Genomic DNA, 18,507 nt, shown 5'->3' with positions numbered 1-18,507 from the left:
CGGGCTCGGCTGTAGGTGTCAAAATGACACTTAGCGTGCAGCGGGCCCGGCTGTAGGAGTCAAAATGACACTTAGCGTGCAGCGGGCCCGGCTGTAGGAGTCAAAATGACACCTAGAGGGCAGCGGGCTCGGCTGTAGGTGTCAAAATGACACTTAGCGGGCAGCGGACGCGGCTGTAGGAGTCAGAATGACAATTAGCGTGCGGTGGACCCGGCTGCAGGTGTCAGAATGACACTTAGCGTGCAGCGGGCCCGGCTGTAGGAGTCAAAGTGACACTTAGCGAGGAGCGGGCCCGGCTGTAGGTGTCAAAATGACACTTAGCGTGCAGCGGGCCCGGCTGTAGGTGTCAAAATGACACTTAGCGTGCAGCGGGCTCGGCTGTAGGTGTCAAAATGACACTTAGCGGGCGGTGGGCCCGGCTGTAGGAGTCAATATGACACTTAGCGTGCAGCGGGCCCGGCTGTAGGTGTCAAAATGACACCTAGCGGGCAGCGGACGCGGCTGTAAGTGCCAAAATGACACCTAGCGGGTAGCGGGTTCGGCTTGTAGGTGTCAAAATGACACTTAGCGTGCAGCGGGCCCGGCTGTAGGTGTCAGAATGACACTTAGCGTGCGGGGGGCTCGGCTGTAGGTGTCAAATTGACACTTGCGAGCGGATCCAGTCAGACGTAGGTGTCAGAATGACACCTACACCACCTTGCCTTCGCCGTAGGAGTCAAAATGACACTTAGCGTGCAGCGGGCCCGGCTGTAGGAGTCAAAATGACACCTAGAGGGCAGCGGGCCCGGCTGTAGGAGTCAGAATGACACTCTGAGCCGCGCCGTCCAGGCATCCGTCTCAAAATGACACTTAGCGCGATCCCGAATCGGATCCCGATGAAGGTCGCGAATCGGGTCCCGAATCCGACCTAGCATCCGATCCCGGTAGCAGCCGCAGCCGGGATCTACACCCCATAAGTTTGCACCAACACTCTATCGAAACGAAGGGAGCATCCCCGTGTACCAGACCGTGTTGTTCGACGTCGATGGAGTCATGCTGAGTGAGGAGCGCTACTTTGACGCGTCTGCGTTGACGGTATACGAGATTCTCCACAGCCCGCAGTACCTGGCGCGACCGGTGGAGGCCAACGTCACCGCGGCCGGCAACGCAGCCGCCCCCAACGTCACCGCCGCCAGCCAAGCAACCGCCCTGCCCCCGTTCACCGTCGACCTCGCCGAGGAGCACATCCGCGCCATTCGCCGCATCGTGTTCGCCGACGACGCCGTGCTGTACGCCATCAAGAGCCGTGGCGTCAACGCCAACTGGGACATGGTGTACCTGCAGGCGGCGATGCAGATCGCGTACCTCGTCGAGGCCTGGGTCGCGCAGGCGGGAGCCGCAGAAGTCCGCGCCGCGCTGGAGCCAGCCGTCGCGAACGGTTGGAGTCGCGCCGCCCTCCACACCCTCGGCCAGCACCTCGCCGCCGCGAACGTCGCCGCCGCCCACGTCACCGCGGCCGTAAAATTTGCCGACTTCGTCGCTGAAGTCGAGCCTGCCGCCGACAAAGCCGGCCTGTTCGCCGCCGTCGAGGCTGTGTTGCAGCGGGCGCTACCCGGCATCACCCCATTCGGGAGCGGCCGCGTCCTCTGGGACGTCTGCCAGCAGACATTCCAGGAGTGGTACGTCGGCGATGCGCACGTCAACGAGACCCGGCAAGCGGGGAAGAAGGGGTTTTTGACCGACGAGATCGCGCTTGTCGACCGCCCCGCCTTCCTCTCCATGCTCGAGTCGCTGAAGGCCGCAGGCGTCTCGCTCGGCATCGCGACCGGACGGCCGGAGCTCGAGACGATGGTGCCGCTCGACGCCATCGGCTGGCTGCAGCCCTTTGACCGCGAGCGCATCACGACCGCGAGCGACGTGCTGAACACCGAGCGCGCCATTCCGGAAGCCGCGCCGCTCTCGAAGCCGAACCCGTTTTCCTACCTACGCAGCTATCTGCGGACGCGCGACGTGAAGCAGGTCCTCGCGCACCCGCTGCCGCTGCCGGCCGACGAAGCGAAGAAGGTGCTCGTCGTCGGCGACTCGGTCGCAGACTTTCTCGCAGCGCGCGCCATCGGCTGCGACTTCGCCGCCGTTCTGACAGGGTTGGAAGGTGAGGGGGCGCGACCAATTTTCGAGGATCGCGGCGCCGACCACATCCTCTCCGACGCGCTCGGCGTCGCAGGGCTGTTCAACCTGTAGGAAGCGTCGCGGCGACATCCCAAAGAGCCTCCCGGAAGCCGCATCGCAGCTCGCCGGCACGTGGCCTGCAACTGCCTTGCGGCTTCTGGGAAACTTGCGGAAAACCGCCGCGATGGAACGTCGCGTTTGCCTTAAGATTCCGCTTGCCTGCAGACAGGTTGTCGTGCTAAGATATCACATGTCGCCTGTCGAGAGGCATGGTGATCGCAAGGCCACGGAGAGATGTCCGAGTTGGTCGAAGGAGCACGATTGGAAATCGTGTAGGCGGTTTAAACCCGTCTCGAGGGTTCGAATCCCTCTCTCTCCGCCAGCATGGCGGCGTAGCTCAGTTGGTCAGAGCACACGGTTCATACCCGTGGTGTCGGGGGTTCAAATCCCTCCGCCGCTACCAATGAAATGCAAGACAGATGCTTTAATACTGCGGGTTCGTGCCTCTCTATCGTGCGAAATTTCGATCCACTCGACGAGAGAACTGATGACCGCCTTGCGCTCGGTGTCATTGCCGACGTGCAGGCGGTCTTTCAGTGTGGTGAGATAACTCGTGACCACCTCATCAGGGATAGCGACGTCCTTTAGTTTGTTCATTCGTTCAAGTTCGGCCTCGAGAACGGTCTTGCGATCTGCGGCTGCCTTCAACCGGTCACGCACCAAGTCCGTTGTGACGGTGCCGTCTGCAATGGCATCCAGCATGCGGTCTATCTTGCTGGACAACTCACCGATCTCTTTGCGCACTGGCTTCTCGTCGCGACTCAGCGCTCGCCGTTCGTCGCTAAGCGCACGCTTTACGTCTTGGACAATTCTTTGGAGGGCTTCCGCACTGAACACTTTCTCGTCCAGAATCTCTATGACACGTTCCTCGAGGCGATCCTTTGGGATCGAATCCTTGCACCCACGGCAGCGATAGTAGGAGTTGCGATAACGCTTTTCGCCTCGTGTCTTGGTGGTTGACATCGTTACGTATGCCTCGTTGCACTCTCCACATCGGATCTTTCCTGATAACAGGTAAGGAGTCTGTGCCTTGAACTCTCCAGGCGCGCGTCTGCGCCCCTCTACAGTCGCGTTCACACGCTCCCACAGTTCTTTGGTGACGATAGGGGGTACCCCACCCTCCACAACCGTCTGCTTGTCCCAATCGCGCACACGGTGACCGTTCGCTGTGCCGTCTGGATTCTTCGCGTCATGCACATCCCAGGTGTAGACTCCCATGTACTTGCGATTCTGACTCCACTCCCAAAATGAGTTTTTGGTGAACGGATTGCCGCGCCGCGTGCGGTACCCCATCCCGTTGATTTCGTCAGTAATCTGCTGCAACGACTTTCCGGCCGCCATTGCCTCAAAGTAGTAGCGCACAGCTGGCGCTTGCGCCTCATCGATCTCCAATTCCTTCGTCTGCGGATTGACGCGGTAGCCGTACGGCGGAGGGCCACCCGTGTGCTTCGCCTTCATTGCGTTTTCTCTCAACCCTTTGCGCACCTCCCGTGCAAGGTTCTTACTATAGTATTCCGCCATTCCTTCAAGTACAGACTCCAGCACCACAGACTCAGGGCTGTCGTCGAGGTTCTCGAGCACACTTTCGAGGCGCACACCGTTCGTGCGGAGCTGGCGTTTGTAGTACGCGGAGTCATAACGGTCCCGCGCAAAGCGGTCCAGCTTATGCACGATAACAACGTCGAAGGTGCGCGTCTTTGAGTCTTCGATCATCCGCTGAAACTGGGGGCGACGGTCGGAGGTCGCCGTTAGTGCCTCATCAACATAAGAAGCGACGAGCGTGTAGCCCCGTCGCTTGCAGTACTCTTCTATTGCCCTCGCTTGAGCGGCAATGCTCTCGTGGCGCTGGCTGTCGCTGGAGTATCTCGCGTAGCATGCTGCCCTAAAGGACATTCCAATGCCTCCTTGACCGTCCATCCTCTATGCAGTCTGCTACGAATCGCCCTCTCGTTGATCCCTACCAACCTAGACCATTCGGACACCGTGCGTTTCTCGCCATATAGCTGCAGCACCACATTGTTGCGTCGGTTATTCGCATTCGTCAGAGGTGTGACGAGTCTGCAATTGGACGGCTCGTAGTTGCCGGAGGGGTCGACCCGGTCTATATTGCAACCCTCGAAGTAGCCGTGGCGGAGCGCCCAGTCCTTGAACGTCGGATAGTCGTGCCATTCATCGCAGACCTTTATGCCGCGGCCTCCGTAAAGTCGATAACTGCCGTGGTTGTTGTTCTCACACCTTTGGAGCATACCGGACCACGCATTATATATTTTTCGTCTGCTCGCGCCACGCCGCGCGTCTCCATGTTTTGTCCTGCCGATGGTGGCTTCGATCGTTAGGCACCCGCAACTCCTGCTTCGGCCGCCTTTCAGAGAATCGCCTGGGACGATCTTCTTTCTTCCACAGTCGCACAAACACTCCCAAAGGCTTTTTCGGCTCCGGGTCTGTCCCACGTGCCCCAACACTGTCCATCTTCCGAACTTCGCGCCACTAAGGTCCTCGCGTTTTACTCCGGGCTTTGCCACGAAATCACCCCGCGTCCATCCTACCACAAAGCGCGCACCTGTGCGTCACTTGCATTCGGTGGTGAACTGTACCGTGCATAGGCAACGGCGCGCATGGTATCACTCCTGTAAAATTGTGCGGCTTTAGTAAAGGTTTATCGTCGCGCTCGACAGAGAGAACATGCCCCCGGTGACTTGCATCTGATACTTCCCTTGTGCAGGCACGTCGAACGCTAAGGTACCTGTCTCGGACAGTCCGGGGTTCAGCTGGTCATACGAGAAAGTGACGCCGTTCATGTACATCGTCGCGCTGTTTGACGCCTGATACTTCGACTTGCCCTGTAGCAACGTGAACATAGATGAGTCAATGGTGTGAGCGCTTGTATCGTTGTTTTTGACCGTTACCTCGGCAATCATCCATATCCCGCTCTTGGCACTCAGGCTACCGATCGCATTTGTGATTTGTTGCTGGTAAGTCACTTTGTCAACGGTCACGGTGAGATGTCCAACCGTCACCGGGGTTCCGATCCTGTAGACCGGTGTAGTCGACTTCGGCGCTGTAGGCTTGCTCGCTACTGGCTTCGTGGTGTTTGGTGTTTTTGCCGCGCCACCAGTCGTGGAGTTGCCTGCCGGTGCCGTGGTTGGCGTCGAACTCGCGCCGCCATTCCCGACGGATGCAATGATGATGATGAGGACAACGAATCCACCAACCCATACCCACCAACGCTTCCATAACGCTTTCTTCGGTTTGCCTGCCATCTTGGTTCACCCCTACTGTTTGTTTGTCTCTATTGCATAGATGCGATAGTTACGCACCTAGAGCAATCTTACCTCTTTAGCCTATGCCTTACCTCAACCACCACACACCCGGTACGGGTTTGTGTTTATTGCATAGATGCGGTAGGGGGCCAGCAATTGCCGATCACATACCACGCAACACTTTCTTCTTCTCTTCCGCAAACTCCTCGTCGGTCAAAACGCCTTGTGCCTTTAATTTCGCAAGCCTTTCAAGTTTCGATACCGAGTCGTCTCTTTCCGTGGATGCCGCCACTTCGTTCTTGCTTTCCCTTTCGGCCAGTAGACGCGAGACGACGTTCGCCACTCTGACTACATCTTCTTTCGAGATATTTTCTATTTTCTTAGCGACACCGGATGCATCAATTTCAATCTTTCCTTGTATCCACCCGGCTTGATGTCGAACGCCACTGATCTTGTCTAGGGAAATGGACAACTGTTTCAAGCCGCCCATCATACCCTTGTCCAAGAAAAGAATCCGCCGCTGGGTCGCCACGATCAGCCATGTGGAGTTGTCATGCATACCGCTTGTTACGGCGTGAATCTTCTCACCAGGTTCAATAACTTCGGGAAGATACTTGATTTCCTTCTTGGTGAACCAGCGATCGAATTTTCCAAGCTCCGCGAGTTGCCTCTCGATCTCTTCTTTTGAAACACCCATCCTCAGCACATCCCTTTTATGACATCACACGCCGCTCCAAAACGGCAACGGCACCGCCTTACCGACAATCCTAATGCGTGCTTTGTCGTATGTCTTGGGGACCATTGTTTTATTCTCAGGTCGAAGGACAATCTGGTCCCCGTCGAACATGACCGTTTTCAGCGTTGCATTCTCCGCATCTACACACACGGCCGCGATTTCTCCATGTTCGACTTCTGGCTGTAGCCGAATCAAAACCAACTGGCCGCTTCTGATTCCGGCGTCGATCATGCTCTCCCCTTTGGCTTTGAGCCACACGTATTCGCCACCGTTCAGGTTGACAGCGCCTGTATCAATAGCCTGCCAGCCGATGATAGAGTCCTCAGTGAACAAAGGCTCGCCACACGCGATTTCCGCGACGATAGGAATGTTTCGCAGGGGGCCTCTGCCGATGAGGTCGGACGTGTCTTGCGGGGCTGGTAGAGCAACCCCTTCCGCCGCGAGCCGTTCCGCAAGGGTCTGGTTCCCGGTTGGTTTGCGTGGTGCATTTAAAAATGGGACATTGGACCTCCCTAAAAGGAAATCCGTCGTCACCCCATACAAAGACGCGATTTTCGCCAACGTGTCGTAGTCCGGAGAGCTGACTTCGTTTTCGTAGCCACTCATGGTTTTTGGACTAATCCCGATTTTCTTAGCAGCTGCCGTTTGTGATAATCCGGTGCGCTCGCGTGCTGACCGGAGCCTGGCTGGAAATGTTTTGATCGTTCTCACCTCTACCTGTATATACTAACTTGTACCTTTATCCCTAAGACATTTTCCTTAGATAATGTGAAAAAACGCTTGACACCTTATATCCTAAGTAGTATGTTTGTCACATGAAATACTTAGATTCACAGGACGGGAGGGGAAGGTATGAAAACAGAAGAGCGCCTTCGCAAGTACTTGGAAGACCACGGAATAACAAAACTATTTGTGGCGAAGCGCGCCGGAATTAACGAGAAGCGCATATACCGTATTCTTGACGGAACGTCTCCCATGCGGGCAGAAGAGTTCAAAAACATTTGTATCAAGGCGTTGAATGTAGATCCGATGATTTTTTTTGTGGACAAGAACTTAGATTCTAAGGATGAAACATCCGCGGCACAACCACCAGCGCCTAAGGAGGTGACCTCGTGAACATCCGCACAGAGAACTGGAACGGCAGTACCATCCGATTCGTTGACAAGCATCCCGGTGAGTGGTGGGGCGTCGCGGTCGATATCTGCCGCGCGTTGGAGCTGCATCAAGTCACCCGAGCATTGAAGAGTCTACCGTCAGATGGGGTTACTACTGTTAAGGCCATCGACTCGATGGGCCGTGAACAACAAGTCAATGCGGTCAGTCCAAAGAATATTTACCGACTGGTGTTCAAGAGTCGCAAGAAGGAAGCAACGGCCTTTCAGGACTGGGTATTCGATGTTCTTGAGTCGCTGCGTCATGCCTCCGGTCTCGAAGGTTTCCAAGTCTTTCGGATGCTCGACAAGGAACACCAGATGGAAGCGATGGAACGACTCAGGGAGTCGTTGCGCCAACCCGTGAAGGTCGACTACATCAAGGCCAATACCATCGCCAACAAGACTGTCTCGACGTTGTACGGCCACCCCAAGATGGTGAAGAAAGGAGCCATGTCGCCGGAAATGTTGGCTAAGCGTCAAGCAGTTCTCGATGACACGGTTGACCTGATGGCAACGGTAGAGAGGTTTGGCCTCGACCTGTCGGTGTCCGAAACGGTGTACGGCAAGTATGCGCAGTAGGAGGTGACCTCGTGAACGAGTTGGTATTCATCCAAAACGACAGGCCAGTGACGGACAGTCTGACTGTGGCAACGGTGTTTGGGAAACGTCACGACAACGTCGTGCGCGACATCGCAGGTATTCTCGCTGAAGTCGATGGCGAGTGGGGTGTCCTAAATTTTGAGGAGACCCACTACACGAACCCTCAAAACGGACAAGAATACCGCAAGTACGTCTTGACGGAAGATGGCTTCACGATTCTCGCGATGGGCTACACAGGCCACGAGGCGATGCAGTTCAAGGTTCGGTACATCCAAGAGTTTCGGCGTATGGAGTCCGAACTGAAATCTCGTAGTCTCATTGAGCAGTTCAGCCTTCCGCGAAACTATCCGGAAGCGCTCCGAGCACTCGCTGAGTCATCCGAGAGAAACGAGGCCATGCAGAAGCAACTCGAAGAGCAAGCTCCAAAGGTCGCACTCTACGATGTCGCAATGTCAGCGGACAACGCGCAACCTATCGGTTCAGTTGCCAAAGAACTAGGGATAGGACCGAACAAACTGTTCGCGTTTCTGCGAGACCATAAAGTCCTGATGTCTAGCGGCGCACGGTATAACCAGCCCTACCAGGAATACATGGACCGTGGGTGCTTCCGCGTTCGGCAGTACACCATCACGCACTTCACAACAGGCATCGAGAACAAGACGCAAACGTTGGTCACGCCGAAAGGCGTAGCGTTCATCCATCAGCTCTTGGAGAAGCAGGCTCAGCCTGTATGACACGCAAACAGGAATGGACGGACCACTGGGTGGTCGTCGAGAAGCCGCACCCGAACCCGGAAGAGGCACGGCAACTCATTGCACGATTTTTGCTCGGCCGCCTTAAGGAAGAGTTCCCGGAAGTGTTCGGGCAGCCGGCCGTGCGCACCGAAGTAGAACAAGTCGCGTCTCACTAGATTCATTTTACTAAAGTTACCATCCGTACCTTCTCAACCAAATACCACCAAAGTAGGTGAGTGCGTGTGACCGTACCACAAGCCCTCCACGAGAGTCGGCAGGCGCGCGGCGTATCGCAGTCAGCCGTCGGCGCTCCGTATGGGCAGCAGATGATTTCAGAAATCGAGCGCGGCAACCGCAAGATAGCGGCCGACATGGCGCCGCGCATTGGACAGGCTCTCGACGACCCGGCGATCCTGCTGGAGTTGGCGCGGGAGATGTCCGGCGGCTGGGGCCCGGCGTGGCTCAACGGGCCGAATGTGGACCTGCACCGTGCGGTCGTCCGCGAGATGTGCCTCAAAGAACTGCACGAATCAATCGAGGCCGTACAACAGTGGAGCACCATCAAGCCGCCGGTAGCCGAGACCGAAGGCGAACGCAAACGCAGGTACCAGCACCTGCTGCAAATCATGGACAACGAGGTGGCACTGAGCACCTACATCGGCATCCAGTGTAGGGAGTACGGGTTCTCCATGCTGCAACTGAGTCGGGACCATTACGCAAGGCTGAAAGGTAAGCGATATGTGAGGGGTGACTGATGGACAAGACGAACAGTTTGGCTGTTTATCAAGACGCATACGAGGTCGTGATGAACCTGAATCTGGGCCCGGACAGAGATGCAGCCCTGTCGCTATTGATGACCAACATGGAACGGCAATATCACATCCCGATGCAGGCTCATCCTGAATGGAACGCCAAACACCGGAAGGTCATCACGCTGTACCGCAAGATTGCTGACAGTCGCACGACGATTTGAGGGAGGTGAGGAAGTTGGCGATTCCATCGTTCGAGGACATGTTACGCGAGGCTGCTAAGACTCTCGACGAGATTCAGGCACACAAAGTAAGTCGCCCCGTAGCGAGCGAGGCGACTGAGAACACAAACCAAAAACTGATTGAGGCCAGTGTAACGCATACGGACGTGAGCGACAACCTGGTCGCCTTCGGCGGCGGCATCCTGTGAACGTGCGCGTCTACATGGAACTGGTCGAGTTGTTCCTTTTCCTCGCAGACAAAGCGATTGACGCAGGCGACACGGATGCAGCGCATGAGGCGATTGAACACGCCCGGGTGCAGTTGCAACACACCGTGCGAGAACTTGAGCGAAGGGACGTGACGAAGGGTGCCACTAGTTGAGCAACTGACAGAACTAGCCGAGGAACTCGAGGGGCCAGGGTACGCAGAGGCGTCGGTCGTCGCTAGGTACATCCGAGACGAACTGGTTGCGCTGGCTGAGGACGAAGACGCGGAACTAACTGCCGATGGGGCAGTAGAGAGCCTACAAGAGATAAACGAGTGGCTACAAATGGCCATCAACCGCATCCAAAGAGAAAGGGCGGCGAAGAGCGCATGAATATCACATTGACCCGGTTGACGCTGCGCAACTTCAAAGGCGTGCGCGACCTGACTTCGGACTTCGGTACCACGACTGACGTATTCGGCGACAACGCCACTGGCAAGACCACGCTGTTCGATGCGTTCCTGTGGCTGTTGTTCGATAAGGATTCCTCAAACCGCAAGGACTTCGACATCAAGACACTCGACGCGAACGGCAATCCGTTGCCGGGGTTGGACCATGAGGTAGAGGCAACGCTCGAAATCGACGGACGGCCGCTGACGCTTCGCAAAGTGTACGCCGAGAAGTGGGTGAAGAAGCGCGGGTTCGCGATATCAGAGTTCACCGGCCACGAGACCAACTACTTCATCGACGGCGTACCCGCCAAGCTCAAAGAGTTCAAAGACCGGGTCGCCGCGATTGTGGACGAGCCTATCTTCAAACTTCTCACGTCGCCGTCCTATTTCAACGAGCAATTGAGTTGGCAGGAACGTCGTCGGATTCTGCTCGAGGTCTGTGGCGACGTGTCGGATGCAGACGTAATTTCTTCGAATGACGCACTGGCGAAGCTGCCGGACATTCTCGCTGGTCGTTCCATCGAGGACCATCGCAAAATCATTGCGGCACGTCGGAAAGAGATCAACGACGAACTGCAAAAGATTCCGGTGCGTATCGACGAAGTTGAGCGCTCCAAACCTGACACGTCCGGTCTGATCGAAGCGGACCTGCAGACGAAGATTGACCAACTACGGTTTGAGGTCGACAGCAAGGAATCTGAGCTGAACCGCATTCAGACGGGCGGCGAGATTGCGGAGCAGGAGAAGCGCCAGCGCGAAATCGAGGGCGGACTCATTGCCATCAAGAATCAAGCGGGCGCAGGCGCGTCTGTTGCCATCGCACAGCAACACGGAACTGTTCAGCAGTGGAAAGAGAAGGCTGCCGACCTGAACTACCAGGCCAGAAATATGGAGCGCCAAATTAAAGACAACGAGACTGCGCTGGCCACACGCGAACGTGAAGCCGCGAAGTTGCGCGGCGAATGGGCAACGGTGAACGCCGAGCAGTTCACGGACTCGACGGACGACATATGCCCGGCGTGCGGTCAGGTGCTCCCGGAAGAACAGGTACAGTCCAGCCGCGACAAGGCACTCGGGCACTTCAACCAGCACAAGTCCGATCGCCTGGAACAAATCGTCGCACAAGGCAAGACGTCAGCTTCTGAGGCGGCGAGGCTAAAGGCGGAAAACGAGCGCCTTGGTCAGGAACATCGCGCCATCCTACAGGAACTCTTCGACGCGCAAACCGAGCAACAGGCGGCAGAACACAAACTGCGGTCCATGCAAGAGCAGGCGACAGACCCGACAGACGACCCGGCGTACGCCGCCAAGCATGCAGAACTGGAAGCGGTCAAGGCATCCATCCTGCAACTGCGCTCATCCAACCTCGATGCCGTGCAGAGGGTGCGTCGTGAACTGATGGACCTGCGTGATGAACTGCGTGCAACCGAATCCAAACTCGCCTCTTTCGACCAGGTCGCCAAGCTCGACGAACGCATCGCGCAGCTGAGCGCTGAGGAACGGCGCCTCGCGGCAGAGTACGAGACGCTGGAAGAGCAGTTGTACCTGACCGAAGAGTTCATTCGCACGAAGGTGCAGATGCTCGAGGATCGCATCAACGGCAAGTTCCGTTTTGCTCGGTTCAAGTTGTTCGAGGCGCAAATCAACGGTGGCGTGTCGGAGACCTGTCAGACGACTTACAATGGCGTGCCGTACGGTTCGGGTCTAAACAACGCCGCACGCATCAACGTCGGGCTCGACATCATCAACACGTTGTCTGAGCACTACGGCATCACGGCAGTCATCTTCATCGACAACCGGGAGTCTGTGACAAAACTCATCGACGTAGACGCGCAGGTGGTCAACTTGGTCGTCTCTGAAAAGGACAAAACGCTACGTATCGAGACCAAACACGAACCGAAGGAGGCGGCATAATGTCCGTTCAACTCGAGAAGAAACGGTTGCCTGCGTCAGAAGCGTTCACCGTGAAAGTCATGTCGGAATTCGGTTCCGGTGTGGGGGAACTGGCGCTGACCAACTTTCAAAAACGTCTCGTCGGCAACTACTTCATCGCACTGGATTCCGCCTTGAAAATGGCCGAGGAAAAGCGGATGAAGAAGTACGAAAACAAGCGAGACCCAGTGCCTGTCACGTGGGAGAACGTCAACATGCAGAAACTCGCCCGCGACGTTGTTGCCTGCGCTCGGGTCGGATTCGACCCGGCACAGAAGAATCACATCAACATGGTCCCCTTCAAAAACAACACCACCGGGAAGTACGACATCACATTCGTCGAGGGGTATCGCGGCATCGAGCTCAAGGCTACAAAGTACGGACTCAACGTTCCTGATGCTGTGATTGTTGAGGTCGTCTACTCCACTGATGAGTTCCGTTCTATCAAGAAAGACTCCACGAACAAGTACGAAGGCTACGAGTTCCGCATCACCAACGACTTCGACCGCGGCGACATCAAAGGCGGCTTCTACTACCACGTTTACTCGCAGGCACCGGAGAAGAACCGGCTGGTCGTGTTATCGCTCAAGGACATCATGAAGCGCAAACCTACTTACGCAAGCACAGAGTTCTGGGGCGGAGAGAAAGACGTTTGGGAGAGAGACCCGGACACGGGGAAGAACAGAAAGACAGGGACGGAAACGGTTGAAGGTTGGTACGAAAAGATGGTTTGGAAAACCATCTATCGAGCTGCGTACGGCGACATCACCATCGACAGTCAGAAAATCGACGATGACTATCTGCGGTTGAGCCAGTTGGAGGGCGATGCCGAACAGGCGCGGGTGAACGAGGAAATTGCCGAGAATGCGAATCGCCAGACGATTGACATCGACTACGGCGTTTCGGATGAAAACAGCGCGGCAAGTCAGACAGAACTCAATCTTGACGATACGCCGCAGCCAGTCGAAGCCGGAGTGCCGTTCTGATGCTCACCATCAAGCCGCTCGCCAGCAGCAGTGCCGGGAACGCCTATCTGATTGACGACGGGCACACCAAGCTGCTGCTGGAAGCGGGTATCCGCTACAAGGACATTCAGCGCGGCGTTGGGTTTCGGATGTCGGAGATCGCCGGTTGCCTCTTGACCCACGAACACGGAGACCACAGCAAGAGCGTCCGCGAGGTAATGAAGGCCGGTGTCGATGTCTACGCCAGCTACGGCACGTGGGACGCGCTGAGACTCGACGGACACCACAGAGCACATCCGGTGAAGGCACACGAGCCCTTCACGCTTGGCACCTGGACCGTGATGCCGTTCGACGTGCAGCACGATGTGTCAGAGCCGCTTGGGTACCTGTTGGCGAACCGAACGGGCGAGAAGCTGGTGTTCCTGACCGACACATTCTACTGCAAATACACGTTCTCGGGGCTGACACACATCATGCTCGAGACCAACTACAGCATCGAGATTCTGGATTCAAACATCGCGGCTGGCAAAGTGCCGGCAGTCATGAAAAAACGGTTGATTCGGTCGCATTTCAGCCTTGAGAACGCACTCGACTTTCTGCGAGCGAACGACCTGAAGAAGGTGCAGGAGATTTGGCTTATCCACTTGAGCGATTCGAACAGCGACGAAGCAATGTTCAAGCGTCGGGTCCAAGAGGTAACAGGCGTGCAAGTGCGCGTCGCGGGGCGGTGAAGGACATGGCCCGTCTAGACCAGTGGGAGCCGCGCAACAGCGGTTCCCCTAAGCGCAAAGTGTGGCAGACGGTCGGATGGTTCGTGCTCATCCTCATGTTCATGGGAGCGGCATTTGCGGCGATTACACGGCCTCTACCACCGATACACGTGAGCAAGCATCATCCGCATATCACTGAGTTCTATGTACCGGGGGTGCAACCGTGAGCCAAGACGAGGAACGCGGCATGTTCTTCTGCGCCAACTGCGGACACACTCCGCTGACTGGCGTGACGTATGTGGACAAGCCTACAGACGGGTGCAGCGAGTGTGGATTCAGCGATTGGATATTTGAACCGACAGACGACGAAGACGGAGGCGGTCAGGGTGAGTAACCAAACGGCACTTGAACTGTTTCAATTCGAGAACCGCGATGTGCGCGTCGTCAGCATCGATGGCGAGCCGTGGTTTGTTGCCAAGGACGTGTGTGATGTGCTGGGCCTGAGCAACATGCGCTCGTCTCTCGCGCTGCTCGATGATGACGAAAAGGGCGTCCACACTATGGACACCCTTGGCGGAAAGCAACAGGTCTCAGTCGTCAATGAGCCAGGTCTATACTCGTTGATTCTGCGGAGCCGGAAGGATGAAGCGAAGCGGTTCAAACGCTGGATAACGCACGAAGTCATCCCGCAGATTCGCAAGACTGGCAGCTACGGCGCACCCCGCATGCTCAGCCGCCTGGAACTCATCGACCTGGCACGCGAGTCTGAGCTCGCACGTCTTGAGGCTGAGCAACGCAACGCCGAATTACAGCACCAGCTGCGACTCCAGGAGCCGAAGGTCATCTTCGCCGATGCGGTGTCAGTGAGCGCAAACACCATCCTCATTCGCGAGTTGGCCGTCGTCCTCAAGCAGAACGGCATCGACACTGGCGAGAAGCGGCTGTTCGACTGGCTGCGCAACCACGGGTACCTCGTCAAGCGCGCCGGAACGGACCGCAACACGCCGACACAGCGTGCGATGGAACTCGGGCTGTTCGAGGTCAAGGAAACGCCTGTCGTCCACTCAGACGGCTACACGACGGTCAGCAAGACGACGAAGGTCACGGGCAAAGGCCAGTTGTACTTCGTCCGCAAGTTTCTGGCTGAGCAAGCGAAGAGGCTGGTAGAGGTCTAAACACGAGTGAGGGAGGTTTTGTTCATGCCGGGAGTTGATTTTGAAGAGGCGCCGACAGTGCGTGCGGTGGCCGCGATGCTCATTGACGACCACCATCCGCACCTTACAGACGCAAAAGATTTGATTGGGTTCTACTTCCGCTACGGCACCTCGGACTGGGCAGGGAAGGCAAAGAAGTGCACTGCGTTCGAGCGTCACATGACCGGGAAACAACTGTTCGTCTTCGTCAACGCAGAAGCATGGGAAGCACTCAAGCACGACCAGCGTCTAGCTCTTGTCGACCACGAGCTCTGCCACTTCAGTCGCAAGTCTGAGCGTCACTACGACGACGAGCAACAGGGGTGGGTGGACGCTTGGACGGCTGCTGATGACTCAGACAGCTGGGGCATCCGTGACCACGACGTGGAGGAATTCAGCGACGTCATCAAACGCCACGGCCTGTGGGAGCAGGGTATCGAGCAGTTCGCGCAAGCCGTGAGGAATGCGTCGTACCAAGCAGACTTGTTTGAGGACTACTCGGCCCGCTCCACGGGGTGACGCAAGGAGGGAACGACACTGGACGCGCCATACTTCCCGTTCTATCCGAGAGATTGGCTGTCAGATGGGAACGTTCAGGTGCTCTCGCTTGAAGAGGCTGGCGCCTACATCACGCTGCTCGCGTACATGTGGAATGGCGGAAAAGATTGCTCATTAGATGACGACGACGCCAATCTTGCGAAACTTTTGCACGTCAGCCTGAAGCGGTGGAAAAAATTACGTTCCGTTTTGTTTGATGGTTCTGGAGCCGTTTTTCACGTTTCTGACGGGCGCGTTCGCAACAAACGTTTGGACGCTGAATGGCGCGCCGTGCTTGAGAAAAGCGCAAACAACACCAAGGCCGCAAACAAGCGTTGGGGGAAGTCTGAACGTAATGCGGATGCAATGCGAACGCATAGCGAACGCAATCCCATAACAGAGACAGATGCAGAAGCAGATCCAGATCCAGAAAAAGATCTAGCAGCAACTACTAAAGCGCGTGTGGATGACATGACTGTTCCAGACTTCGAGAACGAGGTGGAGCGCGTGCTCAAGGTTCGCATGGTCAACCCGGGGTACAAGGTACTTGGGCGCGACTACGAGGCGCTCCAGAAGTTGCTCGGTGAAGGGGTACCGCGCGAGACCATCTTGGCTGGCATAGATGCCGCATTCGATCATCACCAGCCGAAACACGCGGAGGATAAAATCCGGTCGCTACGCTACTGCCTTGGGGCCATCCTCGACCTTTGGACGGAGAGTCAGAGCCGAGCGCAGGTGGCCGTGTCAATCGACAAGGCACGCGGAGCGCGTAGCCCACGCGCCCCGGCACAGGCAGCTGGCGCAGAGCGTGACCCGCGGTACGCGAACTTTTACGCCCTGTTCCCAGAGGGCTAGACACAAAAAACCCTCGCCTACGGAGCGAGGGAAATGACCGAAAGTTTTCCTGTCGGAGCAACTCTACCAAATCCGGCAGGTGATGGCAAGTTGACCAGTGTGCAAATGTCGTTCATGGAGCTGTTGTTCCCGAGCGAGCCTACACAGGCCACGCTTGGTCAACCGTTGCCACATCGGCCGGTTGCAAGGCGCGCGGTACGCATCAGCGCAAGCATCCTGCAGCGGTACACGGGCCTCTCGGAGATTGCGCCAGGCGAGTGGCTTACATACTTCCCGAACACAGGTAAGCCGTGGAAGCAGCGGGATCTGAAGTACCTGGCGGAGTGGTGGGGGAAGGACGATGTGCTGAGCCTGGCGTACGCGCTTGGACGGCCGCCATGGGGCCTGCAGCGGGAGATATGCAAGATGAGGCGCCAGGGCGTGGAGATTGCCTACCAGCGCGTGGACAAGCCGAGGGAAAGAGAATTGGAGTATGCGAGGTGAGTGAATGTGGCAGTACAACTCGACCTGTTCGACTATGCAGAGTCGCTTGAGCGCGAGGAACTCGCCAAGGACAACCCGGACCCGGAATCGCTGAGACTCGGCGACAGAGTCCATGTCCACTGGAACAACGGAGTTGAATTCGACGGCGTCTGCACAGGACTGCGCGGGTTCTGGGACAACCGAAAAGAGTTTCGACTATGGCACTGGGTGAGGCGGTCGAACGTAAAGCACTCGGACGGGTACCGGGACAGTCGAGAGGACTGGACACACTTCGACCCGTACCGCGACCAGTGGACTTACCTTGGTCGCGACGAGGCGTTTCAGATGCCCGACAAAGCGTCCGTCAAGCCGCGATTGGTTGAGGCTTTCAAGACGATGAAGTTCCCGGAACGACTCGCCTATTACCAGTCGTTTACGAGCGAATACCCGCAACACGCGTTGGAGTGGCACCCGATTGTCTCAAGTGCATGGCGCGAGGCCATCGAAGAGACCACAACCCTCGCAGACTTTCTGGCTGAGGAAAACGGGTGGTCATGCAAGCTGGCGCTCTCGCAGGAAGCTCGGAAGTTCATCGAATCGACGGTGTTGGAGACTGAGCCGGACGCACGCGAGGCCTTAATTTGTCGGATGCGTTGGATTGAACAGAGGTCCGGGCACGATGGATGGTTCATTGCACAGCCTATACGTCGGGATGCCACGTACTACCGAGAGCTTTACACGCAATTCATTCGCGAGGCGAGAACGCCGAAAGAGTTATGTTCCCTCGTGAGTATGCGCGGGCCCGGTGGTTACTTCACCAAAGAGCAACCGCCAGCGAAGTTCTGGGTGGTGGATGAGGAATGACCGCCGCCGACTGGAACCGCACGCTCGACGTCGCGATGGAGGCACTCTCAGCCAAGGTAACAGTGTCGTTCGCAGAGCCTGAGTGGATGCAACGCCAGCATGCAGAGCGGTACGGCGCATTGCCTGAGTATCTACGCTACCGCGAAGTGCTGGAAGGCCTGTCGCACGCGATTGACTTGGAGTCGGAGCAGAAGTGGGGCGGCGAGCAGCTGGTGTTGCCGATCTGAGGGGAGTGACAAACGTGGAACGGACAAGCGACGAGTTGCGTGACCAATTGGGCGCAACTGCCACAGAATGCGCCATGCTCATGGACATGCTCGGAGACGCAGAAGAAGGTCTTAAAGCGCTGGAGCTACTGACGACCATCGCGTTCTACACGTACCTGGACACCGGGTGGAAAGAAGTCATCGGCAAACAGTTCAGCGTCGAGGGATTCGACTTCGGCCTGTATCACAACGGAGCAGGTTGGGTGATAGACGAACTGAGCACTGGAAAGTCCATTGGCATGGTTACTGACTGGCGACTGGCGGAACTGAGGGCACACGAGGTTGTCAACTGGAAAGGGCCATCGTGGCTCAACTACAAGTTGCACGAGGAAATTCAAAAGCAGACGGTGCCCCGGCCCGCTGACCCGCGCGTGATACCTGTATGGCGGGAGGAGTGACAAAC

26 protein-coding genes and 2 tRNA genes are annotated in these 18,507 nt (G+C 56.8%); 24 read left to right on the top strand and 4 right to left on the bottom strand.

Annotated features, from left to right (window positions below; all coding sequences use genetic code 11):
• The first annotated feature begins 996 nt into the window (after positions 1-996).
• The 3 genes from JC200_RS03710 to JC200_RS03700 all read left to right on the top strand — a co-directional run bounded on the left by JC200_RS03710 (position 997) and on the right by JC200_RS03700 (position 2,611).
• Positions 997-2,220, top strand: a complete 1,224-nt coding sequence (locus JC200_RS03710) for an HAD family hydrolase (protein WP_274434841.1) — start codon at positions 997-999, stop codon at positions 2,218-2,220.
• A gap of 216 nt (positions 2,221-2,436) precedes the next feature.
• A tRNA-Ser gene (locus JC200_RS03705) sits at positions 2,437-2,530 on the top strand.
• 4 nt (positions 2,531-2,534) lie between these two features.
• Positions 2,535-2,611: transfer RNA gene (locus tag JC200_RS03700), tRNA-Met, on the top strand.
• On the opposite strand, the gene JC200_RS03695 is transcribed toward JC200_RS03700, so the two are convergent.
• From JC200_RS03695 to JC200_RS03680, 4 genes are all read right to left on the bottom strand, one after another.
• Positions 2,590-4,101 (bottom strand): recombinase family protein, encoded by a 1,512-nt coding sequence (locus tag JC200_RS03695; protein WP_274434840.1) that lies wholly within the window; start codon positions 4,099-4,101, stop codon positions 2,590-2,592. The genes JC200_RS03700 and JC200_RS03695 overlap by 22 nt on opposite strands.
• Positions 4,102-4,853: 752 nt before the next feature.
• Positions 4,854-5,468: a DUF4352 domain-containing protein gene (locus JC200_RS03690; protein ID WP_274434839.1), complete on the bottom strand. Its 615-nt coding sequence runs from the start codon at positions 5,466-5,468 to the stop codon at positions 4,854-4,856.
• 163 nt (positions 5,469-5,631) lie between these two features.
• Positions 5,632-6,165 (bottom strand): PH domain-containing protein, encoded by a 534-nt coding sequence (locus JC200_RS03685; RefSeq protein WP_274434838.1) that lies wholly within the window; start codon positions 6,163-6,165, stop codon positions 5,632-5,634.
• Positions 6,166-6,189: 24 nt separating this feature from the next.
• On the bottom strand, positions 6,190-6,915 hold the full coding sequence (locus tag JC200_RS03680) for a helix-turn-helix domain-containing protein (protein ID WP_274434837.1): 726 nt from the start codon (positions 6,913-6,915) through the stop codon (positions 6,190-6,192).
• A 141-nt stretch (positions 6,916-7,056) separates the two neighbouring features.
• On the opposite strand from JC200_RS03680, the gene JC200_RS03675 reads away from it, so the two are divergent.
• The 21 genes from JC200_RS03675 to JC200_RS03575 are packed head-to-tail and all read left to right on the top strand — an operon-like array spanning position 7,057 to position 18,502.
• Positions 7,057-7,320: a helix-turn-helix domain-containing protein gene (locus JC200_RS03675; protein ID WP_274434836.1), complete on the top strand. Its 264-nt coding sequence runs from the start codon at positions 7,057-7,059 to the stop codon at positions 7,318-7,320.
• The gene (locus tag JC200_RS03670; RefSeq protein WP_274434835.1) at positions 7,317-7,937 is read left to right on the top strand and encodes a BRO-N domain-containing protein; all 621 of its coding nucleotides are present in this window, start codon (positions 7,317-7,319) and stop codon (positions 7,935-7,937) included. The genes JC200_RS03675 and JC200_RS03670 overlap by 4 nt, the downstream gene beginning before the upstream one ends.
• An 11-nt stretch (positions 7,938-7,948) precedes the next feature.
• The gene (locus tag JC200_RS03665; protein ID WP_274434834.1) at positions 7,949-8,692 is read left to right on the top strand and encodes a Rha family transcriptional regulator; all 744 of its coding nucleotides are present in this window, start codon (positions 7,949-7,951) and stop codon (positions 8,690-8,692) included.
• Positions 8,689-8,868, top strand: coding sequence for a hypothetical protein (locus JC200_RS03660; RefSeq protein ID WP_274434833.1), 180 nt, complete (start codon positions 8,689-8,691; stop codon positions 8,866-8,868). Before JC200_RS03665 ends, JC200_RS03660 begins: the two co-directional genes overlap by 4 nt.
• A 60-nt stretch (positions 8,869-8,928) precedes the next feature.
• On the top strand, positions 8,929-9,447 hold the full coding sequence (locus JC200_RS03655; RefSeq protein WP_274434832.1) for a helix-turn-helix domain-containing protein: 519 nt from the start codon (positions 8,929-8,931) through the stop codon (positions 9,445-9,447).
• Positions 9,447-9,665 (top strand): hypothetical protein, encoded by a 219-nt coding sequence (locus tag JC200_RS03650; protein ID WP_274434831.1) that lies wholly within the window; start codon positions 9,447-9,449, stop codon positions 9,663-9,665. The genes JC200_RS03655 and JC200_RS03650 overlap by 1 nt, the downstream gene beginning before the upstream one ends.
• Before the next feature lie 14 nt (positions 9,666-9,679).
• Entirely contained in the window at positions 9,680-9,871 is a 192-nt protein-coding gene (locus JC200_RS03645) for a hypothetical protein (protein ID WP_274434830.1), read from the top strand.
• A complete protein-coding gene (locus JC200_RS03640) occupies positions 9,868-10,044 on the top strand; it encodes a hypothetical protein (protein WP_274434829.1) in 177 nt (58 codons plus the stop codon). The genes JC200_RS03645 and JC200_RS03640 overlap by 4 nt, the downstream gene beginning before the upstream one ends.
• A complete protein-coding gene (locus JC200_RS03635) occupies positions 10,031-10,261 on the top strand; it encodes a hypothetical protein (RefSeq protein ID WP_274434828.1) in 231 nt (76 codons plus the stop codon). Before JC200_RS03640 ends, JC200_RS03635 begins: the two co-directional genes overlap by 14 nt.
• Positions 10,258-12,234, top strand: coding sequence for an AAA family ATPase (locus JC200_RS03630; RefSeq protein WP_274434827.1), 1,977 nt, complete (start codon positions 10,258-10,260; stop codon positions 12,232-12,234). Before JC200_RS03635 ends, JC200_RS03630 begins: the two co-directional genes overlap by 4 nt.
• Entirely contained in the window at positions 12,234-13,238 is a 1,005-nt protein-coding gene (locus tag JC200_RS03625; protein WP_274434826.1) for a recombinase RecT, read from the top strand. The genes JC200_RS03630 and JC200_RS03625 overlap by 1 nt, the downstream gene beginning before the upstream one ends.
• Complete coding sequence (locus tag JC200_RS03620; protein ID WP_274434825.1) at positions 13,238-13,948, top strand: MBL fold metallo-hydrolase; 711 nt, start codon at positions 13,238-13,240, stop codon at positions 13,946-13,948. The genes JC200_RS03625 and JC200_RS03620 overlap by 1 nt, the downstream gene beginning before the upstream one ends.
• A gap of 5 nt (positions 13,949-13,953) precedes the next feature.
• Positions 13,954-14,154 (top strand): hypothetical protein, encoded by a 201-nt coding sequence (locus JC200_RS03615; RefSeq protein WP_274434824.1) that lies wholly within the window; start codon positions 13,954-13,956, stop codon positions 14,152-14,154.
• Positions 14,151-14,321 carry a hypothetical protein gene (locus tag JC200_RS03610; RefSeq protein ID WP_274434823.1) on the top strand — a complete coding sequence of 57 codons (171 nt, stop codon included), beginning with the start codon at positions 14,151-14,153 and terminating at the stop codon, positions 14,319-14,321. Before JC200_RS03615 ends, JC200_RS03610 begins: the two co-directional genes overlap by 4 nt.
• The gene (locus JC200_RS03605) at positions 14,314-15,102 is read left to right on the top strand and encodes a phage antirepressor (protein WP_274434822.1); all 789 of its coding nucleotides are present in this window, start codon (positions 14,314-14,316) and stop codon (positions 15,100-15,102) included. Before JC200_RS03610 ends, JC200_RS03605 begins: the two co-directional genes overlap by 8 nt.
• Positions 15,103-15,126: 24 nt before the next feature.
• Positions 15,127-15,639 carry a putative metallopeptidase gene (locus tag JC200_RS03600; RefSeq protein ID WP_274434821.1) on the top strand — a complete coding sequence of 171 codons (513 nt, stop codon included), beginning with the start codon at positions 15,127-15,129 and terminating at the stop codon, positions 15,637-15,639.
• Between the two features lie 18 nt (positions 15,640-15,657).
• Entirely contained in the window at positions 15,658-16,512 is an 855-nt protein-coding gene (locus tag JC200_RS03595) for a DUF1376 domain-containing protein (RefSeq protein WP_274436456.1), read from the top strand.
• Between the two features lie 33 nt (positions 16,513-16,545).
• Complete coding sequence (locus JC200_RS03590; protein WP_274434820.1) at positions 16,546-16,995, top strand: hypothetical protein; 450 nt, start codon at positions 16,546-16,548, stop codon at positions 16,993-16,995.
• Positions 16,996-17,838, top strand: coding sequence for a hypothetical protein (locus JC200_RS03585; protein ID WP_274434819.1), 843 nt, complete (start codon positions 16,996-16,998; stop codon positions 17,836-17,838).
• Positions 17,835-18,065 carry a hypothetical protein gene (locus JC200_RS03580; RefSeq protein ID WP_274434818.1) on the top strand — a complete coding sequence of 77 codons (231 nt, stop codon included), beginning with the start codon at positions 17,835-17,837 and terminating at the stop codon, positions 18,063-18,065. Before JC200_RS03585 ends, JC200_RS03580 begins: the two co-directional genes overlap by 4 nt.
• A 14-nt stretch (positions 18,066-18,079) precedes the next feature.
• Positions 18,080-18,502, top strand: coding sequence for a hypothetical protein (locus JC200_RS03575; RefSeq protein WP_274434817.1), 423 nt, complete (start codon positions 18,080-18,082; stop codon positions 18,500-18,502).
• Positions 18,503-18,507: the final 5 nt, after the last annotated feature.

This window comes from Alicyclobacillus sp. ALC3, from assembly GCF_028751195.1.
Lineage (GTDB): Bacteria > Bacillota > Bacilli > Alicyclobacillales > Alicyclobacillaceae > Alicyclobacillus_L.
Note: the sequence above shows the minus strand (reverse complement) of the source record. Positions and strands in the feature narration are given on the sequence as shown.